This window comes from Duganella rhizosphaerae (genome assembly GCF_040364205.1).
Classification (GTDB): Bacteria; Pseudomonadota; Gammaproteobacteria; order Burkholderiales; family Burkholderiaceae_D; genus Rugamonas; species Rugamonas rhizosphaerae.
The window spans coordinates 1-20,913 of record NZ_BPWK01000029.1; the positions used below are offsets into that span (position 1 = coordinate 1).

The window sequence follows — 20,913 nt, forward strand, 5'->3', positions numbered from 1 at the left end:
GGCCCGCCCCGCTCCGGCCGCCCCGGCCGCACGTCCGGCGCCGCGCGCGGCGGCGGCCCGGCCGGCCGCCAAGCTGACGGCCAGCAAACCAGCCAGCAGGCCGGCCAGCAAGCCGGCCACCGTCGGCGGCGAGCAGGACTGGGAAGAGTTTTAAGGACTAAACCGCCCGCATGGCGTCGCGGATCGACATGCCCCACGCGGCGTTGCGGGGCAGGAAGTAGCCGGCGTCCTGCAACAGCCCCGCGTAGACGCGGAATTCGCGCATATTGAGCAAGGTCGCGACGTTGCCGTAGGCGGCGATGGCGGGGCTGCGGATGCCGGCCGCGTCGGGCTGGAACACGGTCAGCGGAAAGCCGTCGTTGTCGTTTTCCATGTCGGCCATGGTCAGCGCGCCGAACGCCACGTGGCGGTGCGATTCGGCGTTGTGGTGCACGCGGCGGAAGGCGCCGTTGCCGTTGACCATGCGGCCGTTGAGCAGGTTGATGCAGCGCAGGATGCGCGGCGTGACGTTGCCCATGTCGTAGTGCTCCTCGTTGCCGAAGCCGGCCGGCGCCTGCCAGCCCTGCGGGCGCGGACGGCCGGTGCTGCTCTCCATGGTCAGCACCTTGTCGAGGTTGGTGCCGCGTTCGAACACCTGGCCCAGGCGCGGCGCCATGCCGTTCATCACCAGCCCCGGCTTGGCGATCTGCGCCGAGCTGGTGCTGCCGTAGTCGCTCCAGCGCGGGCACACCGCCATCAGGTCGTAGTCGCCGGTCATGGGCCGGTTGTTGGCGCCGGCCTCGGACGAGCACATCACCTCCAGCGGCAGCAGCAGCCGCGAGGCCATGCCGTGCGCGCTGAAGTCGGTGGCGATGGTGTAGACGTGGATCTGGTAGACCGCCTCGCCCGCCGTGGGGCCGGCGCGATTCCAGCGGGCCAGGAATTCGAACAGCTGGCCGTCGCCGGAACGCTGCGCCAGCAGCGAGTAGTCGCGGGTGCCGGGCACGGCCTCCATGAACTGCAGGGCGGTGCGCGGCGGCATTTCCTCGGCCAGCAGCATCTGCAGGGTCAGCTGCTCGAGCGTCAGTTCCAGCACGCGGGCGCTGGCGAAGCGGTCGTTGATGCCCTTCTGGTTGGCGCGCGTGCCCTTCTGCGCCTTGCCCTGGTTATGACCGACCTTGCTGTAGGTGCCGTCGTACGGCACGAAGCCGGCCTGCGGCCCCCAGTCCGAGCTCTTGCCCTTGACGTGGAAATTCTTGCTGGGATAGCCGTCCTCCAGCCAGCGCCGCGACCACGGCCCGGTGGAACGGAAGATGATCACTTCGTCGAGCTCGTTGGCCACGCGCTGGCTGGCGATCATGTCGAGCCGGGTCATGCCGTTTTCCGGGTCGTCGAACGAGGGGGCTAAACCAAATAAGGGCATGGCTGCTCCAGGCTGGATAGAGGTTTCCCAGTATCCAAGCCTGCCCATTTGGCGTCAAGAAAAATGGCTGAAATGCCACTTTTGCGTCAGCCGTTGAGGAACATCTGTTGCAAATCGTTGAGGAAGCGCTGGCCCAGTTCGGTCGGCTTGATCAGCTTGTAGTCGCGGTAGAGCAGGCCCTTGGCTTCGGCCGCGTTGAGGTTTTTCTCGATCGCGTTCAGGCTCAGGCCGGTGCGCTCGGCGAACAGGTTGGGATCGAAGCCGCCGTGCAGGCGCAGCGTGTTGAGCATGAACTCGAAGCCCATATCGTCGCGGCCGATCTCGTACTCCTCCTGCACCGGCGCGCCCAGGCGCACCTGCTCCATATAGGCCTTGGGCTGCTTGTAGCGGGCCTGGCGCAGGATGCGGTGCGGGAACGACAGCTTGGAGTGCGCGCCGGCGCCGATGCCCAGGTAGTCGCCGAACTCCCAGTAGTTCAGGTTGTGGCGCGCGCGGTGGCCCTCCCTGGCGTAGGCCGACACCTCGTACTGGCCGTAGCCGTTGGCGGCGGTCAGCCCGGCGATCATGTCCTGCATGTCGGCGCTGGCGTCGTCGTCCGGCAGCGCCGGCGGGTACTTGGCGAACAGCGTGTTGGGCTCCATCGTCAGGTGGTACAGCGACAGGTGCGGCGGCTGGAAGGCCATCGCCGTTTCGACGTCGTGGCGCGCCTCTTCCAGCGTCTGCGACGGCAGCGCGTACATCAGGTCGAGGTTGAAGTTGTCGAAGTTGTCCAGCGCGATCTCCACCGCGCGCTTGGCTTCGTTGTCGTCGTGGATGCGGCCCAGCGCCTTCAGGTGGCGGCTGTTGAAGCTCTGGATGCCGATCGACAGGCGGTTGATGCCGCTGGCGCGGTAGGACTTGAACTTCTCGGCCTCGAAGGTGCCGGGATTGGCTTCCATCGTGATCTCGCAGTCGCTGTCGAGCGGCAGCAGGGTGCGCACGTCCGACAGCAGGCGATCCAGCCCGGCGGCCGACATCAGGCTGGGCGTGCCGCCGCCGATGAAAATCGTATAAATTTTTCTGCCCCAGATCAGCGGCAGCGCCATTTCCAGGTCGCTGCGCAGCGCGTCCAGGTATTCCTGTTCGGGGAAAGTATCGCCACCCTTGCCGTCCTTGGCCTCGTGCGAGTTGAAGTCGCAGTAGGGGCACTTCTTCACGCACCACGGGAAGTGGATGTACAGCGACAGCGGCGGCAGCGCCTGCAGGTTCAACGAACCGGCCTGCAGGTACTTGGCGGCGACGCCTGCGGCCTCGCTGATGTCGGTGGCCGGCTTGGCCGCCTTGCTGGTGGCGCCGACGATTTTAATCGGGATCATTTCAGTTTCTCTACCAGCGCGCGCAAGGCCTGGCCGCGGTGCGACAGCGCGTTCTTCTCGTCGGCGGTCAGCTCGGCGGCGCATTTGCCCAGCGCCGGAATGTAGAAATGCGGGTCGTAGCCGAAGCCGCCGTTGCCGCGCGGGGTGGCGATCATTTCGCCGTTCCAGCGGCCGTCGGCGATCACCGGCTGCGGGTCGTCGGCGTGGCGCACGAACACCAGCACGCAGTAGTAGTACGCGGACTTGTCGGCGTGCGCGGCCAGGTCGGCGATCATTTTCTCGTTGTTGCGGGCGTCCGATTTCGGCTCGCCGGCAAAGCGCGCAGAGTACACGCCGGGCGCGCCGCCCAGGGCGTTGACGCAGACGCCGGAATCGTCGGCCAGCGCCGGCAGCCCGGTCAGGCGCGCGGCGTGGCGGGCTTTTTGCAGGGCGTTTTCAACGAAGGTGTGGAACGGCTCTTCGGCCTCGGGGACGTCGTACTCGCCCTGGGCGTGGACGCTGAAGCCCACGGTGGACAGCAGTTCGTTGAATTCTTTGAGTTTGCCGGCGTTGTTCGAGGCGAGGATCAGGCGTTGGGTCATGATGTGGGCTGCGGAGAGCAAATAATGCGATGAAGCCGACATTGTAAACCCTTTGGCCCCGGCGCCGCCGGAAGCCAGGCGGACGCGGCGGCCGGGGGATGCGCGTGCCGGAGGTCCGGCGCGCTCCTTCTGAAAAACGATACTGGATCGCTTCTCTGATTTCATCTATTTTTGATGGTTTTTAGCTTTGTGCGGACGCAGCAAAAAAAATAGAGAAAACCAGAGGATCCCAGTCAGGAAGAGCAAGGCGAAATAGTATGGTTAGTTCGAAGGAGCGCGCCGCCCTACCCCAACCCCCAGTCCTAAGCCAGACCCAGCGCCTGCTTTTGCAGCTTGATCAGGTCGGCGATGCCGCCCTGGGCCAGGTCCAGCAGGCGGTTCATGCCGGCGCGGTCGAAGGCGGCGCCTTCGGCCGTGCCCTGCACTTCGATGAAGTGGCCGGCGTCGTTCATCACCACGTTCATGTCGGTGTCGCAGCCGGAATCCTCGACATAGTCCAGGTCCAGCACCGGCATGCCCTGGTAGACGCCGACCGAGATCGCCGCCACGAAGCTTTTCAGCGGAATCGCCGGCACCGCGCCGCGCGCCACCAGCTTGGCGAACGCATCGTGGGCCGCCACCATGGCGCCGGTGATGGACGCGGTGCGGGTGCCGCCGTCGGCCTGGATCACGTCGCAATCGAGGTGCAGCGTGCGCTCGCCGAACGCTGCCAGGTCGAACGCCGCGCGCAGCGAACGGCCGATCAGGCGCTGGATCTCCTGGGTGCGGCCGGACTGCTTGCCGCGCGCCGCCTCGCGGTCCATGCGGGTGTGGGTCGAGCGTGGCAGCATGCCGTATTCGGCGGTCATCCAGCCCTGGCCTTTGCCCTTCAGGAATCCCGGCACCTTCTCCTCGATGCTGGCGGTGCAGATCACCTTGGTGTCGCCGCATTCGATCAGCACCGAGCCTTCGGCGTGCTTGGTGTAGTCGCGGGTCAGGCGCAGGGTGCGCAGCGCATCGACGGCGCGGCCGCTCGGACGGGATTCAAATGACATAAACAGTATTCCTTATTTCAGTGTTATTTCAGTATTTGGGAGGATTTTTCGATGGCGCCGCGGATCTCGGCGATGGCCTTCTCGATCTCATCGTCGTCGAAGGCGTCGACGGTGTCGCCTTGCGGCGCCGGCGCGGCGGCCTGCTCCGGCACCGGCGCGCTGTTGATCGTGGTGCTGTGCAGGTCCTGCGGCAGCGCTTCGGTCGAGATCACGGTCGACAGTTCGGCCGCGGTCATCGCCCCCATGCCGTCGACCATGGAGCTGCCCTGCCACATGATGGCCAGCGCGGTGACGTTGTCGCTGGCGCTGCCGGCCGCGCCCAGCGCCGCTTGCAGCAGGTCCGGCACGGCGCGCACCACGGTCTGGCTGTGCAGGCGCCGCACCAGTTCGTCGTCCGGCAGCATAGACCACAAACCGTCCGAGCACAACAGCATCAGGTCGCCCGGCAGCACGCCGGCGCCGCCGGAGATTTCCACCTTCGGCAGGCTGTCCGCGCCGAGGCAGTTGTACAGCTTGTTGCGGTCGGGATGGGTGGCGCGCTCGGACGGCTGCGCCAGCCCCCTGGCGATCAGGCTTTCCACATGCGAGTGGTCGCGCGTGCGCGCCAGGATCTGGCCGTCGCGCATCCAGTACAGGCGCGAATCGCCGCAGTGCGCCCAGGTCGCCGTGTTGTGCTGGATCAGGCAGGCGACGATGGTGGTGCGCGGCGTCTCCCGCATGTCGTGGTCGGCGCGGTACTGGTGGATGTCGCGGTGCGCCGTCAGCAAGGCTTCCTCCAGGAAGCGCTGCGGCTTTTTCACGTACGGCGTGGCCTGCTGCTGGAACAGCGCGGAGATCGATTGCAGCGCCACGGTGGCGGCGACCTCGCCGCGCAGGTGGCCGCCCATGCCGTCGGCCAGCACCAGCAGCAGCGCGTCGCGGGTGAAGCTGTAGCCCATGCGGTCCTGGTTGACCTTGCGGCCGCCGATGTGGCTTTCCTGATACACAGAGAATTGCATGGTTCCTGCCTTTTGTCGGTTAGATCAGCGTGTCGGGGCCGGCCTTGGCCTTGGGTTCGCCCTTGGGCTTGCCCAGTCCGCCCAGCCGGTCCACCAGCCCGCGCCAGCCCTGGCCCAGTTTGTCGACCACGCCCTGCGGCGGCGCCGGCGCGGCGGGCGCGGCCGCCGCAGCCTGCAGCACCTTCTGCAAGGCGAACAGGCTTTGCGGGCGCTCCAGCGGGTCCAGCTCCAGGCACCAGCGCACCATCTTCACCAGCTCCGGCGTGTACAAGCCTTCCAGCTGGTCGAAATGGCCGGCCATTTTATCCTCGCTCTTGCGCTGGTCGGCCGGCTGCGGCGGCGAACCCACCATGCAGGCGAACATCGAGGCGCCGATGCTGTACACGTCCGACCACGGCCCCAGGCCGCCGGTCTTGACGTACAGTTCCGGCGGGGCGAAGCCGGGAGTGTACATCGGCGTCAGCGTCGGCATGTCGTTGTTGACGGTCTGGCGGGCGGCACCGAAGTCCAGCAGCATCGGCGTGCCGTCGGTGCGCAGGTAGATATTGGCAGGTTTCAGGTCCAGGTGCAGCAGCTTGTTGGCGTGCACCTCGCGCAAGCCCTTGAGCACTTGCAGGAAGATAGTGCGGATGAAGGCCTCGCCCACCTTGCTGCCCTTGCCGCGCTGCCTTTGTATATGTTCTTGCAAGGAATGGCCGGATTCATAGGCCATCACCATGTAAACGGTTTCGTTGGCGCGGAAGAAATTGAGCACGCTGACAACATTCGGATGGGAGATGCGCGCCAGCGCCCGCCCCTCCTCGAAGAAGCACTTGAGACCGATGCGGAACACCGGCAGATGCGCCTTGGAGATGGCCGGCACCAGCTCGCCCTCCTGCCGTAGGGCCAAAGAACTGGGTAAATATTCCTTGATCGCCACCGCCACGCCGTCGCCGTCGTACGCCAGGTAAACAATACTGAACCCACCGGACGCAATTTTCTTTACAATGCGATATCCAGCAATTTCCAGACCATCGGGTAACGGGGCGTTGTTTTGTGCAGCCATAGAGTTCCTCGCCTCAACAACCGGATTGTGTGGATAAATCACTGTTTTGTAAAGATTAAATCGGGGACATCCATTGAGCATTTCCAGTATGACGGGCTACGCGGTCGCCACCAGTGAAAGTGCGGCGGGAACACTGACTATCGAAATCAAGAGTGTCAACTCGCGATTTCTAGACCTTCAGTTTCGAATAAACGACGATTTACGAGCGCTTGAACCCGATTTGCGCTCGGCAATCATGGCGGCCATCACCCGCGGCAAGGTCGAACTGCGCCTGAGCTTTGGCCGCAAGGCCGCCAGCACCGGCTCGCAGGCGCTGAACCTGCCGCTTTTGACCGAATTACAACGCTTGCAGGCCGAAGTGAGCGGCCATTTCCCGGCCGCCCCCACCATGTCGGTGGCCGAGCTGCTGCGCTGGCCCGGCGTCATCGAGGAAGCCCAGATCGGCCAGGAATCGCTGCAGGCCGACGTCGCCGCGCTGACCGCGCGCACCGTGCAAGCCTTCGTCCACAGCCGCCAGCGCGAAGGCGCGGCGCTGGAAACCATGCTGACCTCGCGCATCGAAGCGATGGAAGTGATCGTCAAGCGCATCACGCCGCTGATCCCGCAGGTGGTGGCGGCCTTCCAGCAAAAGGCCATCGAGCGCATGCAGGACGCGCTGGGCCTGGCCTGCCAGGGCTCCAATTCGGCGCTGTCGCGCCAGGACGCGCTCGAGCGCATCCGCCAGGAAGTGATCCTGTACGGCATCCGCATCGACGTCGCCGAAGAGCTGGGCCGCCTGTCGGCCCACCTGACCGAGACCCGCCACATCCTGAAAAAAGGCGGCCAGGTCGGCAAGCGCCTGGACTTCATGATGCAGGAACTGAACCGCGAAGCCAACACGCTGGGCGCCAAGGCCTCGGTCAAGGAGCTGGCCGACGCCTCGATGGAGCTCAAGCTGCTCATCGAACAGATGCGCGAACAGGTGCAGAACCTGGAATAAACCTAGGGGCGGACCTTCTTCACTGCTGCCGCAACAGCCGGCATATAGCTCGGATGCAGCACGCCCATCTTGGGCAACGGGAGATTGGTTTGCGGCCCCGGCGCGGGCTCAAACCAATCGCTGTCGAACGGCAGCTTTACCTGATGAGCAACATCAAACTTGGTGCGGTGCGACAGGCCGCTGGTCGAGAATCCCGGATCGGCCGGATCCAGCACCACCTCGGTCGGATAAATCTGGTTGGTCTTTTGACTGGTGCCGTACACCACCGACACTTCATGCGTCGCCGGCGCGACCCGCGCGACCAATGCCGGCCTTTTTTTGGGGCCGGGCACACCTAAAGCCTGAGGAAAAGCGCACCAGACGATATCGCCCGCCGCCGGCAAGGGATGGAACGGACGCTTTTTTGCCGGGCGCGCCACGGATCAGAATATCCGCTGGGTGAACTGCGCTTCCGGCGTGTCCGTGGCGCTGCTGGCCTCACGTATGGCGCGCAGCTGGGCCAGCGTCAACGGCCCGTCGTCCTGTTCATAAAACGGCAGATAGCGGCCGGCCATCTGCTTCAATGCCAGGTGGGCCACTTCCGTTTTGCTCAAGCCGGTCGCCTTCATCAGCTTCTCGACAGTCGCTTCGCTGACGCCGGTCGGCGTGTCGCGTTCGCGCAGGCGCAGCAGGAATTGCGACGCAGGTTTTGGCGCATCTTTTGGCATTTGCTAGCCCTCCCCGGCCCACGCCGATGTATATCTAAAGTATATCACCATGGGCCAATTCGGCCCCCGCCAAACAAGCAATACGCTTTCAGTTATGGTGACTATCCATCAATTCCAGTATATCGCAGACAAGCTTTACCCTAAGCTCTGCTGGCACTACCCATAACGAGACACTGCCCAGGACGGCCGCACCGGCCGCCTAGGCGGACAACAACAGGAGCAGCACCATCATGTCCCAACCCCAGCCACAACTGCGCCCCGTGCGCGAGCCAGCCACGCCTGCCGTCCCCCTCACCAAGCTCGACCAGTATTTCCAGATCACCGAACGCGGCAGCACCACGCGGCGCGAGGTGGTGGCCGGCGTCACCACCTTCCTGGCCATGGTGTATTCCGTGTTCGTCGTGCCCGGCATGCTGGGCGCGGCCGGCTTCGACGTCAGCGCGGTGTTCGTCGCGGTCTGCCTGACCGCCGCCGTCGGCTCGCTGCTGATGGGCGTGTGGGCCAAATTGCCGATCGCGGTCGGCTGCGCCATCTCGCTGACCGCCTTCACCGCCTTCGGCCTGGTGCTGGGCAAGGGCCTGTCGCCGGCCGTGGCGCTGGGCGCGGTGTTCCTGATGGGCCTGGTGTTCACGGCGATCTCGGTCACCGGCGTGCGCTCGTGGATCCTGCAGAACCTGCCCGCCGGCGTGGCGCACGGCACCGGCGTGGGCATCGGCCTGTTCCTGCTGATGATCGCCTCGAGCGACGTCGGCCTGGTGGTCAAGAACGCCGGCGCCGGCCTGCCGGTCGCGCTGGGCAAGATCACCTCCTTCCCGGTCGTCATGAGCATGCTGGGCCTGGCCGCGATCTTCGGCCTGGAGCAGCGCAAGGTGCCGGGCGGCATCCTGCTGGTGGTGGTCGCGCTGTCGGCGCTGGGCCTGGCGTTCGACCCGGCCGTGCACTTCACCGGCGTGTTCGCCATGCCGCAACTGAGCGCGCCCGGCCACGCCTCGCTGATCGGCGCCATGGACATCCGCGGCGCGCTCAGCGTGGCCGTGCTGCCCAGCGTGCTGGCGCTGGTCATGACCGCCGTGTTCGACGCCACCGGCACCATCCGCGCCGTCGCCGGCCAAGCCGGCCAGGTCGAGCCGAACGGCTACATCCGCAACGGCGGCAAGGCCCTGACGGCCGACTCGCTCAGCTCGATCTTCGCCTCGCTGGTCGGCGGCGCGCCGGCCGCGGCCTACATCGAATCGACCGTCGGCACCGCCGCCGGCGCCCGCACCGGCCTGACCGCCGCCGTGGTCGGCGTGCTGTTCCTCGGCCTGATCTTCTTCTCGCCGCTGGCCGGCCTGGTGCCGCAATACGCCACCGCCCCGGCGCTGATGTATGTCGGCCTGCTGATGCTGGGCAGCGTCGCCCACATGAAGATGGACGACAAGCTGGACGCGCTGTCGGGCCTGGTGTGCGCGGTGTTCATCCTGCTCACCTGCAACATCGTCACCGGCATCATGCTCGGCTTCTGCACCCTGGTGGTGGGGCGTTTGATCGCCGGCGAATGGCGCAAGCTCAACGTCGGCACCGTCGCCATCGCCATCGCGCTGGCGGTGTTCTACGCGGGCGGCTGGGCCATCTGATCCGCCAGCACGGTCTTACTGCATCTGGTTCAGCTTGAGGATCTGGATCTCCGCCAGGCCGTCGATGGCGGCGACCAGTTCCAGGAAATGCGGCGTGGCGAGGTGCAGTGCATGCGCCTCGGCGTCGCGCCAGGCTTCGACGATGACGTAGCGGCCCGGCTGTTCCAGGTCGAAATGCGGGTCGTAGCGGACGCATCCGGCTTCGGCCCGGGTCGGCGGCACGATGCGCTCCAGCGCGGCCTTGACCACGGCTTCATTACCAGGCTTGGCGGTCAGGATGGCGATGACGATCAGTTCTTGCATGGGGACTCCCTCAAATTGGCGAGCACCCGAGTTGGGGGCGATTAATAAAAAAACAAGGACTATCTTGTCTTTTCCGCCAGCGCCGCCTCGACCAGCGCCACGAACTCGTCCACGCTGATCGGCTTGCTGATATAGCCGTCGCAGCCGGCGGCCCGGATGCGCTCGGCGTCCCCCGTCATCGCGAAGCTGGTGAAGGCCAGCACCTTGATGGCGCCGGTGCGCGCATCGCCCTTCAGCGCGCCGGTCGCCTCCAGCCCGTCCATGCCCGGCAGCTGCACATCCATCAGGATCAGGTCCGGCAGCCGCTCGCGCGCCAGCCGCAGCGCGGCCTCGGCCTCGTCGGCCTGCAGCACCTGGTGGCCGGCGTGCTCCAGCAGGAAGGTCGCCAACAGCATGTTGGACGGATTGTCTTCAACGATCAGGATGGTTGCCATCGGGCCCGGGCCTCTCTCATGGTCCGGCGCCGCCGCACGGCAGCCACAGGATGAATTCCGAACCGGCGCCCGGCGTGCTGTGCACGGCCAGCGCGCCGCCGTGCAGTTCCACCAGCTGCTTGACCAGCACCAGCCCCAGGCCGGTGCCCTCGTACTGGCGCGACAGCTTGCTGTCGAGCTGGACGAACTGGCGGAACAGCCGCGGCAGGTCGTCGGCGGCGATGCCGATGCCGCTGTCGCGCACGCTGATCTCCAGGTAGCCGTCCGCGTCCGCCCTGAGCGCGGCGCCGCCGCCGACCAGCGCCATCGCGGCCGGCCGCGCCGGCGCCACCCGGCCCGCGCGCAAGGTCACGCTGCCGCCGTCGGGGGTGAACTTGACCGCGTTCGACAGCAGGTTCAGCACCACCTGGGTCAGCTTGCGGCGGTCGGCCGGCACCGGCGCCGCCGGCTCCGCCTCCAGCTGCAGCGCGATGCGCTGGCGCAGCGCGCGCTCGCGCACCACCACCAGGCACTCGCCCAGCAGCGCCGCGATGTCCACCGGCGCCTGCTCCAGCTCCATCATGCCGGCCTCGATCTTCGACATGTCCAGCACGTCGTTGATCACCGCCAGCAGGTGCTTGCCGCTGAGCAGGATGTTGCCGGCGAATTCTTCCTGCTGCGCCGTCAGCTTGCCGGCCATGCCGCTGCGCAGCACCTCGGAAAAACCGTTGATGGCGTTGAGCGGCGTGCGCAGCTCGTGCGACATATTCGCCAGGAAGGCCGACTTCATGCGGTTGGCCTCGCCCAGCTCGAGGTTCTGGCGCGCGATCTCGCGGTTGGACGCCTCCAGCTCGGCGTTCTTGCGCTCGACCTCGCGGCTCGAGTGCTCCAGCTGGGCGGCGTGGCGGCGCAGCTGCAGGTTCAGGTCGTTGACCTGCTGCTCGCGCGACTGCAATTCGCCGTTGACCTGCACCGCCTGCTCGTAGGTCGCCACCAGCAGGTCGAGGATTTGCTGGCGCTCCGAATGGATGGTGTGCGCGCGCCCGTTCAGGTAGAGCACGATGCCCTGGGCCGGGTCGGTCTGCTGGCGCAGCCGGCGGTTGGTCAGCACCTGCTCCAGCCGCGCCAGCAGGTAGGCCGGCGCGTAGGGCTTGCGGATGAAATTGTCGGCGCCGCATTCGAGGCCGCGCACGATGTCTTCCGGATCGAACAGCGAGGTGATCAGCACCACCGGGATGGCGCGCCACTCGGGCTTGGCCTTGACCGCCCGGCACAGCTGGTAGCCGTTCATTTCCGGCATCACGATGTCCGACAGCACCAGCGCCGGCGCGCGCTCGCCGATCGCCGCCAGCGCCAGCTTGCCGTTGGCCGCCGTGCGCACCGCATAGCCCTGCCGCTCCAGCAGGTGGCGCAGGTGCTCGGCCTGGGTGCGGCTGTCCTCGACGATCAGGATCTCGGCGCCGGCCGGCGCCGCGCCGTGGTCCGCGCTGTTGTCCGCGCCGTTGTCCGCGCCGGTGTCCACGCCGCTGTTCATCGCGCCCCCGGCGTCAGGCTGTTCAGCAAGCCGGCGATCGCCTCCGGCGCCAGCACGTGGCGCGCCGCGCCCAGCCGCACCGCCTCGCCCGGCATGCCGTTGACGATCGCGCTGTCCGGATCCTGGGCGATGGTCAGCGCGCCGGCCTGCTGCATGGTCAGCAGTTCCTGCGCGCCGTCGCGCCCCATGCCGGTCAGCAGCACGCCGGCCGCGCGCGGCCCGAACGCCGCCGCCGAGTGGAACAGCCGGGCCACCGCCGGCCGCGCACCATGCTCCGGCGGCGCGCTCGACAAGGCGATGCGCGCCACGCCGCCCTCCGCGCGCACCGTCATGTGGGCGTCGTCGGGCGCCAGGTAGATGTTGCCGGCCAGCGCCAGCTCGCCATGCCCGGCGACCCGCACCGCACCGCCGCAGCCGCGTCCCAGCCATTCGACCAGGCCGGCCACGAAACCCGGCGAAATATGCTGGACCACCAGGATCGGCGCGGCGAACGGCTGCCTCAGGCGCGCCAGGATGGTGTGCAGCGCCAGCGGGCCGCCGGTCGAGGCGCCGATCGCCACCAGCCGCAGCTCGGCGCCGGCCGCCGGCGCCGGCGGCGGCGGCGATGACGATGACGATGCCGATACCGATACCGATGCCGATGCGGCGCTGGCGCCCCAGCTGTCGTTGCGCCGCCAGCGCCGCACCACGCTGACCTCGGCCATCAGCTTGACGGTGCGCAGCAGCTCGTCGGTGATCTGCGCGTGTTCCGGGTGGCCGGGGCCGGACGGCTTGGCCAGCACCGCCAGCGCGCCGGCCTCCAGCACGCGGAAGTTGTCCGCCACCTCATGCGCGACCGGGCTGGCGGTGACCATCACGATGCGGGTCGGGCAAGTCTCCATGATCATCCGGGTGGCGGCGTAGCCGTCCAGCCGCGGCAGGTGGATGTCCATCGTGATGACGTCCGGCCGCAGCCGCGCCGCCGCCTCCACCGCCTGCTCGCCGTCGGCCACCACGCCGATCACCTCCAGCGCCGGATCGGAATTGAGCAGATAGGCCAGCAGCTCGCGCGCCACCGGCGAATCGTCCACCACCAGCACCCGGATCACGCGCTTGAGCGGGGCGCTCATCGCAGCAACCTGCGCACGGTGGCCAGCAGATTGCTCTGCTCCAGCCCCTGCTTGGCGATGTAGGCGCTGGCGCCGACGTCGACGCCGCGCTCGCGGTGCTCGCGCGAGGCCAGCGACGTCACCAGCACCACCGGCAGCGCGGCCAGCCGGCGGTCGGCGCGGATGCTGGCGGTCAGGTCGAAGCCGTCCATGCGCGGCATCTCGACGTCCGACACCACCAGGTCGTAGCCGCCGCCGCGCAGCGCGCTCAGCGCGTCGACGCCGTCGACCGCCACCGTCACCCGGTAGCCGCCCACCTCCAGCATGTTCTTGAGCAGCGCGCGCGAGGTGATCGAATCCTCCACCACCAGCAGCTGCTGGCGCGCCGCCTGCGCCGCCGGCGCCGGCAACGGCGCGCCGCCCACGCCCGCGACCAGCGCCGATTTCAGCAGGTCGGCCACGTGCAGGATGGGCACCACCTGGCCGGCCCCCAGCACGGTGGCGCCGGCGATGTTGGGCACCCGCCGCAGCTGCGGCCCCAGGCTCTTGACCAGCACCTCCTGCTCGCCCAGCACCGCGTCCACCAGGCAGGCCATGCGGCGGCTGCCGCTGGTCAGCAGCGCCAGCGTCAGGTAGCCCGACGGCGCCGACGGCGCGGCCAGCCCCAGCACGCGCCACAGCTGTACCAGCGCCAGCACCTCGCCCTCCAGCACCACGGTGGGATGGCCCTCGACGCTCTGCACCGATTCCGGCAGCACCCGCGCGACCCGCTCGACGTTACGCGACGGCAGCACGAACTGGCGCCCGGCCGCCGTCACCAGCAGGCCGCGGAAGGTCGCCAGCGTGGCCGGCAGCACGATGCGGAAGCGCGTGCCGCCGCCCGGCGCCGCCTCGGCCGCCACGCTGCCGCCCAGCTTCTCGGCCTTCTCGCGCACGATCGCCAGCCCCAGGCCGCGCCCGGACAGGTCGGTCAGCATGGCACTGGTCGACACGCCGGACTCGAACACCAGCGCCAGCATCTGCGCCGTGCCCAGCGCCGCGCCGGCCTCGGGCGTCAGCAGGCCGTCGCGCACGGCGCGCTCGCGCACCTGCTGCGGGTCGATGCCGCGGCCGTCGTCGCTGACCAGCAGCTCGACCTTGTCGCCGTCGCGCGGCAGCACCTCGATCGCCAGCCGCGCGCGCTCCGGCTTGCGCGCCAGGCGGCGCTCGGCCGGCGTCTCGATGCCGTGGTCGATGGCGTTGCGCAGCAGGTGCACCAGCGGATCGCGCATCTGCTCGAGGATGCGGCGGTCGATCTCGATCGCCGCGCCGTCGATGCGCAGCTCGACTTCCTTGCCGCTGTCGTGGGCCAGGTCGCGCACCAGCCGCGGCGCCATTTCCAGCAGCGTGGAGAACGGCAGCATCAGGGTGCGCTTCATGTCCTCCAGCAGGTTGTCGACCATGCCGGCCAGCGCGCGCCGCTCCTGCCAGGCGCTGCGCTCGATCTGCGCGAAGCGCTCGCTGACGGACTTGGCCAGCAGCGCGTCGCGCTCGACCGCCTCCAGCAGGCGCGCCAGCGGCGGGCCCTTGCGAATGGCGCCGGCCGCACCGGCCGCGCCGGCCGCGCCGTGGCGGCGCTCGCCCGCGCGGACGATGGCGCGCGCCTCGCCGACGGTGCGGCTCCAGTGCTTGCGCCAGCCTTCCAGCTCGGTGTGCAGCGCGCGCAGGTCGGCGGCCATGTGTTCGGCGCTGAACTTGAAGGCCAGCAGTTCCTCGGCCTGCAGCAGCAGCGCGGTCAGCTTGGCGGTGGAGATGCGCACCGTCTGCTCCGGTTCGGGCGCGACGGCATGCATGGAGGCCGCGCTGGCGGCGGTGGCCGGCGGCGGGGGCGTGGATGGCGCGGCGGCCACCGCCGGCATCGCGGATAAGGCGGCCATCGGCGCCGTCGGCATCGGCGGCAGCGGTGGCGCCGCGCCCGTGCCCGCCGCCGGCGCGGACCAGCTGTACTGCGCCTCCATCAACGCGTGCAGCAAGCCGCCCAGCTCGTACTGACCGCCATCGAGCAGCCCGCGCAGCACGTCGATGGTGCGGTACAGCAGCTCGAACATGGGCGCCGGCGGCGCGCACTGCGCGCGCTTGAGCAGCGCCAGCACGCTCTCGAGCGCCTGGCACACCGCCTCGATGTCGGCCAGGTTGACCGCGCGCGCCGCGCCCTTGAGGCTGTGCACCTCGCGGAACAGCGTCTCCACCAGGCCGGCCGCGCGCCCGGGCTCACCCTGTGCACCCGGCCCACCCGGCTCCTGCGGCCGCTCCAGCTCCAGCACCAGCGCCGACATCGCGCCGAGATGCTCGTCGGCCTCCAGCCTGAAGGTCGCGAGCAGGCGCTGCAAGAATCGTTCGTCGTCCGTGGCCATGCGCCCCTCTCCGTGTTACACCCGATACCGGCCGACCATCGCCTTGAGCTTCTGGCCCAGCGCATGCAGGTCGTGCGCGGCCGCCTCGGCCTGGCGCGTGCTGGCCATGTTCTGGGTGGTCGAGACCTTGATGTTTTCCATCGCCAGCGCCAGCTGGTCCATGCCGGCCAGCTGCTGGTGCGCCGACACCGCGATCTGGCTGGCCGCCACCGCGCTGTCGCCGATGCTCTCGGTCAGCTGGCGGATCGCCTCGCCGGCGTCGCGCGACTGCCGCACGCCCAGCTCGACCGCCTTGGCGCCCTGCTCGGTGGCCAGCACCGCGCTGCCGGTGGCCTTCTGGATGTCGCCCAGGATGGTGCGCACCTGGGCCGTGGCCTGCTTCGATTGCGCCGCCAGGCTCTTGACCTCCTGCGCCACCACCGCGAAACCCTTGCCGTGCTCGCCGGCCTTGGCGGCCTCGATCGAGGCGTTCACCGCCAGCAGGTTCGATTGCTCGGACAGGTCGTTGACGCTGGCGATCAACTCGCCGATCGCCTGGCTCTGCTCGGACAGCCGCATGATGCTCTCGGCGATCAGCTCCATCTGCTCGCGGATCTGCTGCATGCCCTCGATCGACTCCTCCACCGAGCGCTTGCCGGTCTGCGACACCTGGGCCGCCTTCTGCGCCGCCTCGGCCACGTTCTTGGCCTTCTGGCTGGCCATCAGCGCGGTCTGCTTGACCTCGTCGAGCGTGGCCGAGGTCTCGCTCATCACCGCCGCCGCCTCGCTGGCGCCGGCCGCCACCTGGGTGGTGCCGGCCAGGATCGCGCTCGACGACGCCGCCAGCACGTCAACCCCCTCGCCGATCTCGCGGTTCATCTCGCGCAGGTTGAGCACCATCGCCGCGAACGCCTTGCCCAGCACGTCGTGCGCGGACGGCGGCGCCAGCGCCCCGGTCAGGTCGCCGGTGGCGATGCGCTCGGCCGCCGCCGCCTTCTCGCGCAGGTTGTCGACCATCGCGGCGAACGCCATGCCCAGCGCGTCCTGCTGCGAGCGCGGCACCACCTGCAGCAGCAGGTCGCCGGAGGCGATGCGGCTGGCGATCGCCACCTTCTCCTGCAGCGACAGCGCCATCTCGCGGAACTTGTCCTGCAGCAGGCCGATCTCGTCGGCGCGCGCCCGCCCGGCCGGCCGCACCACGATCTCGCCGGCCGCCACCAGCCGCGCCGCCTCGGCGATGTCGCGGATCGGCTGCACGATCACCGCGTGCAGCCGCAGCGCGCTGGGCAGCGAGATCAACAGCGAACCGATCATCACCAGCAGGATGATGCCGCCGTAGCGCACCATGCGCGTGGCCATCGGCTCGCTGCTCAGGCGCAGATACACGCTGCCGACCTGGCGCTGCTTTTCGCGGATCGGCCAGGACCCCACCAGCTCGTCGCCGACGAAGCGCTGGCCCTGCGCCTCGGCGCGCGCCGGCAGCGGCAGCGCCTGCCGGTCCGGGCGGGTGTAGCTGGCGAACGGCGCGCCGTCGGCCGCGTACAGCGCGGCGGCGGCGATCTCCGGATTGGCCTGCAGCGCGTTCAGGTATTCCTGCGCCGCCTTGGGGTCGCTGAACACCAGCGACGGCGCCACGCTGGCGGCCAGGATCTCGGCCTGCACCGCGATCTCCTGCTGCTTCTGGGCGCGGTAGGTGTAGACGTCGTAGCTGACGATCACCGCGCCCGCCATCAGCAGGGCGATGGCGCTGGCCAGCACGGTGATCAGCATCAGCTTGCGGCGGATCGGACTGTCGATAAACCAGTGCATTTAACGGCCCTCCTTGCCGGCGCGCGGCTTGACGCTGAGCGCCATGTTGAGCAGCTTGGAGCTGATCAGCAGGCCGTTGCGCGCGGCCGCCTCGTCGTCGACGTTGAAGCGCACGCGGTTGTCCTTGAGCGCGAAGCTGATCACGCCGCCGCCGCGCACCTCGCTGATGGTCAGCACCCCGCGCAGCGGCTCGCGCGGCGCCTCGGCGCCGCCCAGATAGGCCACGTGGCAGCCGGATTCGCGGGTCAGGCTCTTCAGGCGCCGCAGCTGCAGCGGATGGCTGTCGACATGCTCGCCGCTGACGGCGGCGTCGAGCGCGGCGCCGAACGGGTCGTCGCCCACCACGCACAGCACCAGCGGGCTGGCAGGGGCCGCGAAGGCGCCGGCCGGCCACTCGATGTACAGGCCGAACTTGTACAGGTAGGCGCCCTTGACCGCATATTCCAGCGTCTCGCCGTCGGCCGCGCAGGCGGCCGACCGGGCCAGCGCCAGCGCCAGCAGCAAGGCCGAACGCGCCAGGCGGGTCAGAATTTCCATGTCAGTTGCAGGGTGAGACTGCGTTCAAAGGCGGCGCGCGGCGTGGTGCCGGCGACGTTGCCGAACTCGGCGTGGCGGTGGTTCAGCAGGTTGACCGCGCTCAGCGCCAGCGCCAGCCGCGCGGCCGGACGCCAGCCCAGCCGCGCGTCCAGCGAGGTGTAGGCCGGCACGGTGGGATAGGGCAAGGCCGCCACCCGGTCCAGCGACAGGTCCAGCTCCATCGCGCGCGGCAGGTCGTGGCTGGAGCGCAGCGTGTAGCGGTGCGGCGGATCGTTGCCGAACAGCGTGCCCGGCCCGCCGGCCGGCGGCGGCCCGCTGAAGGCCGGTTGCAGGCTGATGCGCTCGCGCAGCAGGGTGTGGCTGGCGCTCAGGCGCCAGTCGCGGCTGACCTGGTAGTTGCCCCAGATTTCCAGGCCGGCGACATTGCCCTCGGCGTGGTTGGCGACCTCGAACGTGCGCTTGACCGCATCGAAATCCACGCTGCGCAGATCGTCGTACTTGTTGTAGTAGGCGTTGACCGAAAACGACAGCCGCTCGGTCGGCTGGGCGCGGTAGCCCAGCTCCAGCGCGGTCAGCCGCTCCGAGCGGAAGTTCGGCCCGCCGCGCAGGGCCGAGCCCGGGATGCCGAAGATGTAGGCTTCGCGGTCCACCCGCGACGGCGTGCGCAGCGCCCGCGACAGCGCGGCCCACCACAGCGTGTGGACGTCCGGCTTCCACGCCAGCCGCAGGTTAGGCTGGAATTCCAGGCCGGTGTAGGAATTGCGCTCGGCCTTGGCGCCCAGCGTCAGCTTCCACTGCGGGTCGAGCGCGATGGTGTCCTGCACGAACAGGTTGACCAGGTGGGTCGCCACCTGCTCCGGCAGGAATTTCAGGATCGCGCCGTTGGTGGCGGTGCTGCGCCACAGCCGCAAGCCGCCGCCCCACACCAGCTCCTGGCGCGCGCCCAGCGGCAGGCGGTGCTGGGCCTCGAGGTCGTAGGTGTCGTTCGATTCGCCCAGCATGATCACGCCCGGGATCAGGTTGTTGACGCGGTCGTAATAGCCCTGCAGCTGCAGCGCCGCGCCGTCGGCCAGCGCGCGCTCCCAGCGCGCCAGCAGGTTGCCGCCGGAACGGTGGCGCTCACTGCCGGCCAGCTGGTCCAGCTGGCGGTCGTACAGGTCGCCCTGCAGGGTGAGGCCGTTGTCGCCCGCGCCCCAGTCGGCGCGAAAGCCCAGCTGGCGCCCGGACCAGTCATCGCCGGCCGGGGCGCCGGTCGTGGTCTGGTTGGCGTCGCGCCGGAAGCCTTTGGCGTAGACCCGCATGCTGGCGTCCTCGCCCAGCCGCCAGCCCTGGCGCACGGCGACGCCGCGCTCGGCGTTGCCGCCGCCCAGCGCCACCAGCGTGCCCTGGGTGTCCTTGCTGGCATGGGTGATCACGTTGATCACGCCGTTGACCGCGTTCGAGCCCCACAGCGTGCCGCCCGGACCGCTGATCACCTCGATCCGCTCGATATCCTCCATCATCACGTCCTGGGCTTCCCAGAACACGCCGGCGTTGAGCGGGTTGTACACCACCCGGCCGTCCACCAGCACCAGCAGCTTGTTGCCGTTGCCGTTGCTGCCGCCGCGCGCGGTGACCGCATACGTGTTGCCGTTGGTGCGCGCCACCTCCAGGTTGGGCGCCAGCCGCAGCGCCTCCGCCAGGCTGGTGGCGCCGCTGCGCCGCACGTCCTCGCCGGTGATGATGTAGACCGCGGCGGCGGCGTCGCCCAGCGGCTCGGCCTTCTTCGACACCGAGGTGATCGGGATCTCCGCCAGCTCCTCGATGCTCATGCGCGACAGCTGGCTGGGCAGCTGCTGGGCCGACGCGCCGGCGGCCCAGCACAGGCCGCACAGGCCGGCGCCCAGCCACAGCGGCGCACAGCGGCGCCGGTACGGTATCGATAAACGCTCCATCGCATCTCCTGGTTCAGACTACATGCTGCTCCACCACCATGGCCGGATCGGACAACAGGCGCCCGCCGTCCAGCACGATCAAACGGGCGGCCGTCACGCCCTTCAGGTAATCGGCGCGGATCCCGCCCAGCGTCGACGGCGGCGGCTGCAACTCGGCCAGCAGCAGCTGGTTCACGCCCAGGATCTGGTCGGCCAGCAGGCCGAAGCGCATGGCGCCGCCGCGCAGCACGATGATCTTGTTCAGGTCCGTCAAGCCCTGCTCCGGCAGGCCGAAAAAGCGCTTCAGGTCGACCAGCGACAAAATCCGCCCGCGCACGTTGACGATGCCCAGCACGAAGTCCGGCGTGCACGGCAGCGGCGTCAAGTCGCGCAGCACGTGCACCTCGTGCACATGGCGCATCTCCAGCGCGTAGCGTTCGTGCGCCAGCATAAATTCCAGCACCTCGGCCTCGGCGTCCGGCGCCGGCGCGGCCGGCGGCACGCGCGCCAGCAGCTGCGCGCGCTCCTCCAGCAGCGCGCGCTGGCGTTCCGGCGCCACCGCCGTCTGCTGCCGCGCGGTGACGGCGGCCGCCGCCAGCCGCGCGCGCACCCGCTCCCAGTCCAGTTGCTGGCGCCGGGCCGGCATCAGGCGGCCCCGGCGCCGGCGCGCATCAGATCGGCCAGCTCGCCCGCGCGCACGCCGCCCGAGTGCGCCAGCACCTCGTCCGGCGCGTGCCGGCGCAGCAGTTCCAGCGCGTTGGCGAAATGGCGCTGCGCCTCGCGCGCCGCGCCGTTGCGCCGGCACAGGCTGCCCAGCGTGAAATGCGCCAGCACGAAGTCCGGGTCCAGATACAGCGCGTCCTTGAGGGCGCCAATGGCCTCGGCGGCGCGGCCTTGCTCCTCCAGGATCAGCGCCCGCAGATAGCGCAGTTCCGGGTCGCATTTGTCGCTGGCGATCGCGGCGGCGCAGCACAGGCTGGCGTCGTCCAGCAGGCCGCGGTCGGCGCACAGGCGGGCCCGCAGCGCCAGCGCGGGGGGCGGCTCGGCCGGTGGGATCGCCGTCGGCGCCGGCCCGGCGGGCGTGGCGGCGATGGCTGCCGTCACCCCCGCGGGGGCGGCGGCGGCGGCGGCCGGCATCGCGGAGGGGAAAGAGGGGGCAGCCGGCGGCGGGTCGGGCCGGAGAGGCCGCGGCCGCCGGGGGGGACGCAGCGCGGCGGGAGAGGGCGC

At 69.2% G+C, this 20,913-nt stretch carries 20 protein-coding genes; 2 read left to right on the forward strand and 18 right to left on the reverse strand.

Annotated elements, in window-relative coordinates; all coding sequences use genetic code 11:
- Positions 1-157: 157 nt before the first annotated feature.
- The 6 genes from RUGAMON1_RS31925 to RUGAMON1_RS31950 all read right to left on the reverse strand — a co-directional run bounded on the left by RUGAMON1_RS31925 (position 158) and on the right by RUGAMON1_RS31950 (position 6,415).
- Positions 158-1,402: an anthrax toxin-like adenylyl cyclase domain-containing protein gene (locus RUGAMON1_RS31925; protein ID WP_445234298.1), complete on the reverse strand. Its 1,245-nt coding sequence runs from the start codon at positions 1,400-1,402 to the stop codon at positions 158-160.
- Between the two features lie 86 nt (positions 1,403-1,488).
- Positions 1,489-2,757: a radical SAM family heme chaperone HemW gene (hemW, locus tag RUGAMON1_RS31930; RefSeq protein ID WP_445234299.1), complete on the reverse strand. Its 1,269-nt coding sequence runs from the start codon at positions 2,755-2,757 to the stop codon at positions 1,489-1,491.
- Positions 2,754-3,338, reverse strand: a complete 585-nt coding sequence (gene rdgB, locus RUGAMON1_RS31935) for an RdgB/HAM1 family non-canonical purine NTP pyrophosphatase (RefSeq protein ID WP_332856336.1) — start codon at positions 3,336-3,338, stop codon at positions 2,754-2,756. The genes hemW and rdgB overlap by 4 nt, the downstream gene beginning before the upstream one ends.
- A 302-nt stretch (positions 3,339-3,640) precedes the next feature.
- Positions 3,641-4,372, reverse strand: a complete 732-nt coding sequence (gene rph / locus RUGAMON1_RS31940) for a ribonuclease PH (RefSeq protein WP_445234300.1) — start codon at positions 4,370-4,372, stop codon at positions 3,641-3,643.
- Positions 4,373-4,395: 23 nt separating this feature from the next.
- Positions 4,396-5,370, reverse strand: a complete 975-nt coding sequence (locus RUGAMON1_RS31945; protein WP_445234301.1) for a PP2C family protein-serine/threonine phosphatase — start codon at positions 5,368-5,370, stop codon at positions 4,396-4,398.
- Positions 5,371-5,389: 19 nt separating this feature from the next.
- Positions 5,390-6,415: a serine/threonine protein kinase gene (locus RUGAMON1_RS31950; protein WP_445234302.1), complete on the reverse strand. Its 1,026-nt coding sequence runs from the start codon at positions 6,413-6,415 to the stop codon at positions 5,390-5,392.
- An 88-nt stretch (positions 6,416-6,503) separates the two neighbouring features.
- Here RUGAMON1_RS31950 and RUGAMON1_RS31955 point away from each other — a divergent pair, with 88 nt between their 5' ends.
- Complete coding sequence (locus RUGAMON1_RS31955; RefSeq protein WP_445234315.1) at positions 6,504-7,394, forward strand: YicC/YloC family endoribonuclease; 891 nt, start codon at positions 6,504-6,506, stop codon at positions 7,392-7,394.
- 2 nt (positions 7,395-7,396) lie between these two features.
- Here RUGAMON1_RS31955 and RUGAMON1_RS31960 read toward each other — a convergent pair whose 3' ends face one another.
- On the reverse strand, positions 7,397-7,813 hold the full coding sequence (locus RUGAMON1_RS31960) for a type II toxin-antitoxin system PemK/MazF family toxin (RefSeq protein ID WP_445234303.1): 417 nt from the start codon (positions 7,811-7,813) through the stop codon (positions 7,397-7,399).
- Positions 7,814-7,816: 3 nt separating this feature from the next.
- The gene (locus tag RUGAMON1_RS31965; protein WP_445234304.1) at positions 7,817-8,101 is read right to left on the reverse strand and encodes a hypothetical protein; all 285 of its coding nucleotides are present in this window, start codon (positions 8,099-8,101) and stop codon (positions 7,817-7,819) included.
- 227 nt (positions 8,102-8,328) lie between these two features.
- Between RUGAMON1_RS31965 and RUGAMON1_RS31970 the strand changes: the two genes are divergently transcribed.
- Complete coding sequence (locus RUGAMON1_RS31970; RefSeq protein ID WP_445234316.1) at positions 8,329-9,717, forward strand: NCS2 family permease; 1,389 nt, start codon at positions 8,329-8,331, stop codon at positions 9,715-9,717.
- Between the two features lie 15 nt (positions 9,718-9,732).
- Here RUGAMON1_RS31970 and RUGAMON1_RS31975 read toward each other — a convergent pair whose 3' ends face one another.
- The 10 genes from RUGAMON1_RS31975 to RUGAMON1_RS32020 are packed head-to-tail and all read right to left on the reverse strand — an operon-like array spanning position 9,733 to position 20,823.
- A complete protein-coding gene (locus RUGAMON1_RS31975) occupies positions 9,733-10,020 on the reverse strand; it encodes a putative quinol monooxygenase (RefSeq protein ID WP_445234305.1) in 288 nt (95 codons plus the stop codon).
- Between the two features lie 59 nt (positions 10,021-10,079).
- Positions 10,080-10,454 carry a response regulator gene (locus tag RUGAMON1_RS31980; protein WP_445234306.1) on the reverse strand — a complete coding sequence of 125 codons (375 nt, stop codon included), beginning with the start codon at positions 10,452-10,454 and terminating at the stop codon, positions 10,080-10,082.
- A gap of 16 nt (positions 10,455-10,470) precedes the next feature.
- Positions 10,471-11,967 carry an ATP-binding response regulator gene (locus RUGAMON1_RS31985; protein WP_445234307.1) on the reverse strand — a complete coding sequence of 499 codons (1,497 nt, stop codon included), beginning with the start codon at positions 11,965-11,967 and terminating at the stop codon, positions 10,471-10,473.
- Complete coding sequence (gene cheB, locus RUGAMON1_RS31990) at positions 11,964-13,076, reverse strand: chemotaxis-specific protein-glutamate methyltransferase CheB (protein WP_445234308.1); 1,113 nt, start codon at positions 13,074-13,076, stop codon at positions 11,964-11,966. The genes RUGAMON1_RS31985 and cheB overlap by 4 nt, the downstream gene beginning before the upstream one ends.
- A complete protein-coding gene (locus tag RUGAMON1_RS31995) occupies positions 13,073-15,448 on the reverse strand; it encodes a hybrid sensor histidine kinase/response regulator (protein WP_445234309.1) in 2,376 nt (791 codons plus the stop codon). The genes cheB and RUGAMON1_RS31995 overlap by 4 nt, the downstream gene beginning before the upstream one ends.
- A gap of 15 nt (positions 15,449-15,463) precedes the next feature.
- Positions 15,464-17,236, reverse strand: a complete 1,773-nt coding sequence (locus tag RUGAMON1_RS32000; protein ID WP_445234310.1) for a sensor histidine kinase, YfiR-like protein-associated — start codon at positions 17,234-17,236, stop codon at positions 15,464-15,466.
- Positions 17,237-17,773 (reverse strand): TOL_0243 family YfiR-like periplasmic protein, encoded by a 537-nt coding sequence (locus tag RUGAMON1_RS32005; protein WP_445234311.1) that lies wholly within the window; start codon positions 17,771-17,773, stop codon positions 17,237-17,239. It abuts the gene before it with no gap.
- Complete coding sequence (locus tag RUGAMON1_RS32010; RefSeq protein ID WP_445234312.1) at positions 17,761-19,707, reverse strand: TOL_0244 family TonB-dependent receptor; 1,947 nt, start codon at positions 19,705-19,707, stop codon at positions 17,761-17,763. The genes RUGAMON1_RS32005 and RUGAMON1_RS32010 overlap by 13 nt, the downstream gene beginning before the upstream one ends.
- Positions 19,708-19,720: 13 nt before the next feature.
- A complete protein-coding gene (locus tag RUGAMON1_RS32015) occupies positions 19,721-20,332 on the reverse strand; it encodes a chemotaxis protein CheW (RefSeq protein ID WP_445234313.1) in 612 nt (203 codons plus the stop codon).
- Positions 20,332-20,823: a hypothetical protein gene (locus tag RUGAMON1_RS32020; RefSeq protein WP_445234314.1), complete on the reverse strand. Its 492-nt coding sequence runs from the start codon at positions 20,821-20,823 to the stop codon at positions 20,332-20,334. The genes RUGAMON1_RS32015 and RUGAMON1_RS32020 overlap by 1 nt, the downstream gene beginning before the upstream one ends.
- Between the last annotated feature and the right edge of the window lie 90 nt (positions 20,824-20,913).

What these genes read in the sequence shown, in the direction of transcription:
- RUGAMON1_RS31995 (WP_445234309.1), bottom strand. Translation starts at nt 15,448, where the DNA reads ATGGCCACGGACGACGAACGATTCTTGCAGCGCCTGCTCGCGACCTTC.
- RUGAMON1_RS31955 (WP_445234315.1), top strand. Translation starts at nt 6,504, where the DNA reads ATGACGGGCTACGCGGTCGCCACCAGTGAAAGTGCGGCGGGAACACTG.
- rph (WP_445234300.1), bottom strand. Translation starts at nt 4,372, where the DNA reads ATGTCATTTGAATCCCGTCCGAGCGGCCGCGCCGTCGATGCGCTGCGC.
- RUGAMON1_RS31980 (WP_445234306.1), bottom strand. Translation starts at nt 10,454, where the DNA reads ATGGCAACCATCCTGATCGTTGAAGACAATCCGTCCAACATGCTGTTG.
- rdgB (WP_332856336.1), bottom strand. Translation starts at nt 3,338, where the DNA reads ATGACCCAACGCCTGATCCTCGCCTCGAACAACGCCGGCAAACTCAAA.
- RUGAMON1_RS32005 (WP_445234311.1), bottom strand. Translation starts at nt 17,773, where the DNA reads ATGGAAATTCTGACCCGCCTGGCGCGTTCGGCCTTGCTGCTGGCGCTG.
- hemW (WP_445234299.1), bottom strand. Translation starts at nt 2,757, where the DNA reads ATGATCCCGATTAAAATCGTCGGCGCCACCAGCAAGGCGGCCAAGCCG.
- RUGAMON1_RS32000 (WP_445234310.1), bottom strand. Translation starts at nt 17,236, where the DNA reads ATGCACTGGTTTATCGACAGTCCGATCCGCCGCAAGCTGATGCTGATC.
- RUGAMON1_RS31925 (WP_445234298.1), bottom strand. Translation starts at nt 1,402, where the DNA reads ATGCCCTTATTTGGTTTAGCCCCCTCGTTCGACGACCCGGAAAACGGC.
- RUGAMON1_RS31985 (WP_445234307.1), bottom strand. Translation starts at nt 11,967, where the DNA reads ATGAACAGCGGCGTGGACACCGGCGCGGACAACGGCGCGGACAACAGC.
- RUGAMON1_RS31950 (WP_445234302.1), bottom strand. Translation starts at nt 6,415, where the DNA reads ATGGCTGCACAAAACAACGCCCCGTTACCCGATGGTCTGGAAATTGCT.
- RUGAMON1_RS32015 (WP_445234313.1), bottom strand. Translation starts at nt 20,332, where the DNA reads ATGCCGGCCCGGCGCCAGCAACTGGACTGGGAGCGGGTGCGCGCGCGG.
- RUGAMON1_RS31945 (WP_445234301.1), bottom strand. Translation starts at nt 5,370, where the DNA reads ATGCAATTCTCTGTGTATCAGGAAAGCCACATCGGCGGCCGCAAGGTC.
- RUGAMON1_RS31965 (WP_445234304.1), bottom strand. Translation starts at nt 8,101, where the DNA reads ATGCCAAAAGATGCGCCAAAACCTGCGTCGCAATTCCTGCTGCGCCTG.
- RUGAMON1_RS32010 (WP_445234312.1), bottom strand. Translation starts at nt 19,707, where the DNA reads ATGGAGCGTTTATCGATACCGTACCGGCGCCGCTGTGCGCCGCTGTGG.
- RUGAMON1_RS31975 (WP_445234305.1), bottom strand. Translation starts at nt 10,020, where the DNA reads ATGCAAGAACTGATCGTCATCGCCATCCTGACCGCCAAGCCTGGTAAT.
- RUGAMON1_RS32020 (WP_445234314.1), bottom strand. Translation starts at nt 20,823, where the DNA reads ATGCCGGCCGCCGCCGCCGCCGCCCCCGCGGGGGTGACGGCAGCCATC.
- cheB (WP_445234308.1), bottom strand. Translation starts at nt 13,076, where the DNA reads ATGAGCGCCCCGCTCAAGCGCGTGATCCGGGTGCTGGTGGTGGACGAT.